Genomic DNA, 6,112 nt, shown 5'->3' with positions numbered 1-6,112 from the left:
CTCCCTTGTCTTACCTCATGATAACTTTTCTGTAAAAAACCTACACTTGTGAGCTTCTCCCCCCTCTTCCCTTTTCCCTCTTTCCTTCAGATGCAAGATCTAAGTAGAGCTATAATGAGCTAAGGTTTTTGGTCAGCTCAGACTTAGATTAAACAAGCATGGAAGATATACCCAAGGCTCTACGCAAGAAATACCAACCCCAAAAAGCTAAATCTTTATCACCCCTACTGTTAGCAGGAGGAGTGTTTATGGTAAGTTTAGGCATAATCACCCTCGGTTTAGCTTTTTGGTTACGTCCTCAACAAGTACAAAACTTAATTACAGAACCTGCACCTGAGCCTATAGTTACAGAACAACCTACAGTTACGTCTATTCCCGAACCCTTAGACAATATTTTAGGACATCTCCAATATACAGAAGCACCCCTAGATGATTTAGTGGCTATTACCCCAGATCAAAGGATTAAATTACGCTCAGCAGCAGCAGAAAGATTTTTACAAATGCAAGCAGACGCACAAGCCGAAGGGATAATTTTAGTACCAATTTCGGGATTTCGCTCCCTCGATGACCAAGAAAACATCTTTTTTGGTATTAAAGAAGAACGAGGACAAATAACTACCCAAAGAGCAGAAGTGAGCGCTCCTCCTGGTTATAGTGAACATCACACGGGTTATGCTATAGATATAGGTGATGGCAAAGTTCCCGCTACCCATCTACAGCCAGGTTTTGCTCAAACTGAAGCTTTTCTCTGGTTACAAGCTAATGCTGCTCGCTATAGTTTTGAGCTCTCTTTTCCCGAAAATAATCCCCAGGGAATTAATTACGAACCTTGGCATTGGCGTTTTGTGGGTAATAGTCATAGTTTAGAGACTTTTTATCGAGCTAGAAATTTAAATGAATGAACAATGGTGGGTACAACGTTGGTTAGAGTTACTCGATTCCTATCGGTTTAAAAAACGTCTAGAAAGAGCACGTATTTACGCTAGAGAGGGTAATGTTTTGAATATTGAGTTTAATCAGACTCAAGTTTTAGCCCAAGTTCAAGGTAGTGAAGCTCAACCTTATCAGGTTTCTTTAGCTTTAGACTCATTTACCGAGGAAAGTTGGCAAGATATTATTAATACTCTTTCAGAACACGCTTTATTTCTAGCTCAACTCTTAGCAGGAGAAATGCCTCAAGATATAGAGGGTGTGTTTACTGCTAATGGTTTAAGTTTATTTCCTTTTAATCTCAGTGAGATTCATTCTCATTGTACTTGTCCCGATGCAGCTAACCCTTGTAAACATATCGGCGCGGTTTATTATCAATTAGCCGATCGCTTTAGTGAGAACCCTTTTGTTATTTTTCAACTACGTGGCAAAAGTAAAACAGAAATAATCTTAGCTTTACGTCAACTTCGTGCTCAAGAATTAGGAGAACCAGAGAATCTCACTAGAGAAAATCAGCTTAAACAATCTAAAAAAGCTCTAAAAGAGTCAGTAGAGCTTGATTTTAGTCAATTTTGGTCCTATCAAGAACCCTTAGACTCATCTTTAGTCGTGATTACTCCCCCCGAATCTAGTAAAACTCCTTTAGATATCCTCGGAAATTTGCCTCTACCCTATAGTGAAGCCCAATTAGTCGAAGCATACCTCAAACAAATCTACTCAGATCTCCTATCCAAGCGCGAAAAGTATTAGGTATTTGGAGTAGGCGCTTTTGGATCCGCACTTCGTGTACGGGTTTAGGTGGAACGGTTTTAGGTATTAGGTGGAACGGTTTTATTATTGCCATACAATACACTCCCTACTCCCCCATCTCCCCCATCTCCCCTTCTCCGAAGTCTCCCCTCTCCCCCTCTCCCCTCTCTTCCCTCTTAATTAGTTAGACTATCGGGTTGACAAGAAACAAGAATTTGTCTGGCTTGATTGCTAATTGGTGAACTAGTATCAACAATAACCACCAGGTATTTACCAAGTTTGAGTTGATTGTTGTAAAAAGTGGTTTCTTCATTTTGGTCACTTAAACCAACACCACCACCGACAAAAATACTCCCCATAGCTCCTGCGATCGCCCCAAATACTCCCCCTACAAGATGATTACCTAATTCACTAGTCCAATCAAATAGATAGATTTTAGTTAGGGAATTAAATAGATAACCCGCAGCAAAACCGAAAGGAACTAACCAGTAAGCCATCTGTATTGCTCTGGTTTTACCCTTTTGCAGAGAATTAAATAAAGGTAATTGTTCTAAGTCTAAGTATCCTTTACCAACTATTTTAACTTGGTCAGCAGAGAATCCAACTTTTTCTAGAGCAGTATAAGCCTCTTCAGCTTTGATACGGTTAGCAAAAACAGCGATTAGATAATTCATTGATTGATTATAACCATGAGACTGGTATCAAATTTTCACGGGTAACTGTACCATGATAAAAGAATAACTCTTAGCTTAAAAAAATTATGGCAAAAGTTCTAGTCTCAGATCCTATTGATCAAGTAGGAATTGATATTCTCGCTCAAGTCGCTCAAGTTGATGTCAATACAGGGTTACCAACAGCTGAATTAATCAAGATTATCCCTGAATACGATGCTTTAATGGTGCGCTCGGGTACTAAAGTAACCAAAGAAATTATTGAAGCAGGGGTAAACCTTAAAATTATTGGACGCGCTGGAGTCGGTGTAGATAATATAGATGTTCCTGTTGCTACTCGTCAAGGAATTGTGGTAGTTAATTCCCCAGAGGGGAATACCATCGCCGCTGCTGAACACGCTTTGGCAATGATGTTATCATTGTCTCGGTGTATTCCTGAAGCCAACCAGTCTGTTAAAGCTAGTAAATGGGAACGCGGCAAGTTTATTGGTTCAGAAGTATATAAAAAAAACCTAGGAGTGGTTGGCTTAGGTAAAATTGGTTCTCACGTCGCTACCGTAGGTAAAGCCATGGGTATGAAAATTTTAGCCTATGACCCCTTTATTTCTAAAGAACGTGCTGACCAACTCGGTTGTAATTTGGTAGATTTAGACCTCTTATTAAGTGAGTCTGACTATATCACCCTTCACGTACCTAAAACACCTGACACCAAATATCTCATCGATGCTGTAGCTATCGCTAAAATGAAACCTACTACTAGAATAATTAACTGTTCTCGTGGTGGTATCATCGATGAAGAGGCTTTAGCTACCGCTATCGAAACAGGGAAAATCGCAGGCGCTGCTTTAGACGTCTATGAAACTGAACCCCTAGGAGAGTCAAAACTACGGGATTTAGGTCCAAAAGTAGTCTTAACTCCCCATTTAGGGGCTTCTACCACAGAAGCACAAGTCAACGTAGCCGTAGATGTAGCTGAACAAATTAGGGATGTGTTACTAGGGTTGCCCGCTCGCTCAGCGGTGAATATTCCAGGCTTAACCCCTCAAGTAATGGAAAAATTACGACCTTATCTACAGTTAGCCGAAACCCTAGGTAATCTAGTGGGGCAATTAGCGGGTGGTGGTATCGACTGGTTAGACGTTAAGTTACAAGGTCATTTAGCCTCAGCCCAAAGTCAACCAATTATTACCGCTGCTGTCAAAGGCTTACTTTCTGAAGCTCTACGTGAAAGAGTTAACTATGTTAATGCTACAATAGAAGCCAAAGAACGAGGCATCAGAATAACTGATACTAGAGATGATTCGGTAGAGGATTATTCAGGTTCACTCCATCTTAAAGCTAGAGGAGCAAATGGAGAACATTCAGTAACAGGCGCACTCTTAAGTCACGGCGAAATCCGCATTACTGATATTGATGATTTCCCCGTGAATGTTCCCCCTAGCAATTATATGTTATTTACCCTCCATCGCGATATGCCTGGTATCATAGGTACAATAGGTTCATTACTAGGAAGCTTTAACGTCAATATTGCTAGTATGCAAGTAGGACGTAAAATCGTTCGCGGAGACGCGCTAATGGTTCTTAGTCTCGATGATCCACTCCCTGGAGGGTTATTGCCACAAATTCTAGCAGTTTCTGGTATCAACGATGCTTACACCGTTAAGCTTTAAAAAAGTAGATTAGGAAAAATCATGAGTATAAGCTGGTGGGAAATAAAGGTTCTCTGTGATCCAAGACTAGAAGAGTCTGTATTTTGGCGTCTGCAAAATTGTGGCTTTAGTGGTACAGCTACAGAAGTAAAGGGCAAACTTTTATTTCTCCGCGCTTATCTTCCTCAATCTCAAGTTAAACCAATGGATTTAGCAGCGATCGCCAAATGGTTACAACAAGACGCCCAAAATATAGGGTTACCTACTCCTGTAATCGCTTGGGAATTAATCCCTGAACAAGATTGGCAAGATAGTTGGAAACAACATTGGCAACCTCGGGAAATAGGCGATCGCTTCTTAATCTACCCTGCTTGGATAGATCCTCCTCCCTCCTCTGAACGATTGATTCTACGTTTAGATCCAGGTACAGCTTTTGGGACTGGTGAACATCCTACTACTCAATTGTGTCTAGAAGCCCTCGCCATGCACTTCTATACCCCACCTACTACCCAACAAATAGTTGTTGATATAGGTTGTGGCTCGGGTATTCTCTCTCTAGGTGCGCTCAGACTAGGAGCTACAAAAGTTTATGGAGTAGATACAGATCCTCTGGCTATTACTAGCGCTATTCAAAATCGAGAACTCAATAAAATCAGTCCCGCCCAAGTCTCTCTCTATCAAGGAAGTATTCCCGAATTAAGAACCCATTTACAAGCTCCCGTAGATGGTATAGTCTGTAATATCTTAGCTGAGGTCATCATTGATCTAATCCCGTCAATGACTGAAATAGCTAAACCCTCCACCTGGGCTATACTTAGCGGTTTAGTCTTAGATCAGATTCAACCTGTGGTTGATGTACTCGAAGAATATCAATGGTCTTTGAGTACAATTTGGAAACGAGGAGAATGGTGTTGTTTAAATTTACGCAAATAATTGCTAATTTTGCTTCTACTTTAAGATAAGATAAGAACAACATTCTTTGTCGTTAGTTAGGAGATAAAATATGCCAGCTGAACCCGCGGTTGGAGCAATTGAAACAAAAGGTTTCCCAGGGATACTCGCTGCTGCTGATGCGATGGTTAAAGCAGGTAGAGTAACTTTAGTAGGTTATATACGTGTTGGTAGTGCGCGCTTTACCGTCAATATCAGGGGAGACGTTTCGGAGGTAAAAGCCGCTATGGATGCTGGTATCGAAGCTATTAAAAAAACCGAAGGTGCTACCCTAGAATCCTGGGTAATTATTCCTCGTCCTCATGAAAATGTCGTAGCTGTGCTGCCAATTGATTATAACGATAATGTCCAAGTCTTCCGTAACCAGGTAGATGGTATTGCTTTACCAAGAAATGCTCGTTAAGTTGATCATAGAGTGTAGTCTTATTACAACTTCTTTTTTGACTAAAGTATAGTAATCACGCAATCTTAGTTAGAAACTCATGGTCCGATGTGGCTAAGTTATGGGTAGGGTTCTCTCGGCATTATGGGGTAAATTGTATCTAAAGTCACACTTTCTTCACTTTGGCATGGGTGCATGAGTGCATGAGCGCCTATAACCAATAAGTTTTAGTTATCACCATAGATACGGGAGAGCCTCAATGATTCATTTTGACTACTTTTAAATTGTTATCAATTAGATATTCTTAAGTAAAATTAAATTATGAAACTATTAATTCATATTGGTTATCCTAAAACTGCTTCAACTTTTTTGCAAACAGTGATTTTTAATAACGAGGAAAATGGTTTTGTTTCTCCTTGGGGGACGCAAGCTGCTATAGCTATAGAAGAGTTTGTTCTGACAAATCCTTTTCTTTTTGATCCCGAATATACACGACAAAAGTTAATGCCAGATATACACAAAGCAGAAAAAGAAGGTCTTATTCCAGTTTTATCAAATGAAGGTTTAGTGTCTTTAAATATTCATAGTTATAAAAATTATATGGCTGATTGTATAGCCAATAGAATAAATCAGGCTTTTCCTGATGCCAAAATATTAATTATGATTAGGGAACAAAAGAGTATGATATATTCTGCTTATAAAGAACATATTAAAGGAAATGGAATTGTGCGATTCGTTGAAGTCAGGAGCATCTAGAAACTAGACTGGTATGGACTTCC

The 6,112-nt window shown here is 39.9% G+C and carries 7 protein-coding genes; 6 read left to right on the top strand and 1 reads right to left on the bottom strand.

Annotated features, from left to right (window positions below; all coding sequences use genetic code 11):
• Positions 1-158 precede the first annotated feature (158 nt).
• Positions 159-902 (top strand): D-alanyl-D-alanine carboxypeptidase family protein, encoded by a 744-nt coding sequence (locus tag EA365_00355; protein ID TVQ49563.1) that lies wholly within the window; start codon positions 159-161, stop codon positions 900-902.
• On the top strand, positions 895-1,680 hold the full coding sequence (locus tag EA365_00350) for a hypothetical protein (GenBank protein TVQ49562.1): 786 nt from the start codon (positions 895-897) through the stop codon (positions 1,678-1,680). The genes EA365_00355 and EA365_00350 overlap by 8 nt, the downstream gene beginning before the upstream one ends.
• A gap of 176 nt (positions 1,681-1,856) precedes the next feature.
• Here EA365_00350 and EA365_00345 read toward each other — a convergent pair whose 3' ends face one another.
• A complete protein-coding gene (locus tag EA365_00345) occupies positions 1,857-2,354 on the bottom strand; it encodes a hypothetical protein (GenBank protein ID TVQ49561.1) in 498 nt (165 codons plus the stop codon).
• An 86-nt stretch (positions 2,355-2,440) separates the two neighbouring features.
• Between EA365_00345 and EA365_00340 the strand changes: the two genes are divergently transcribed.
• The 4 genes from EA365_00340 (at position 2,441) to EA365_00325 (ending at position 6,089) form a co-directional block, all read left to right on the top strand.
• On the top strand, positions 2,441-4,021 hold the full coding sequence (locus EA365_00340; protein TVQ49560.1) for a phosphoglycerate dehydrogenase: 1,581 nt from the start codon (positions 2,441-2,443) through the stop codon (positions 4,019-4,021).
• Between the two features lie 21 nt (positions 4,022-4,042).
• Positions 4,043-4,933: a 50S ribosomal protein L11 methyltransferase gene (locus tag EA365_00335; protein ID TVQ49559.1), complete on the top strand. Its 891-nt coding sequence runs from the start codon at positions 4,043-4,045 to the stop codon at positions 4,931-4,933.
• A gap of 70 nt (positions 4,934-5,003) precedes the next feature.
• Complete coding sequence (locus EA365_00330; protein TVQ49558.1) at positions 5,004-5,354, top strand: carbon dioxide-concentrating mechanism protein CcmK; 351 nt, start codon at positions 5,004-5,006, stop codon at positions 5,352-5,354.
• Positions 5,355-5,654: 300 nt separating this feature from the next.
• Positions 5,655-6,089, top strand: a complete 435-nt coding sequence (locus EA365_00325) for a hypothetical protein (GenBank protein ID TVQ49557.1) — start codon at positions 5,655-5,657, stop codon at positions 6,087-6,089.
• Positions 6,090-6,112 lie beyond the last annotated feature (23 nt).

Source organism: Gloeocapsa sp. DLM2.Bin57 (assembly GCA_007693955.1).
Classification (GTDB): Bacteria; Cyanobacteriota; Cyanobacteriia; order Cyanobacteriales; family Gloeocapsaceae; genus Gloeocapsa.
Note: the sequence above shows the minus strand (reverse complement) of the source record. Positions and strands in the feature narration are given on the sequence as shown.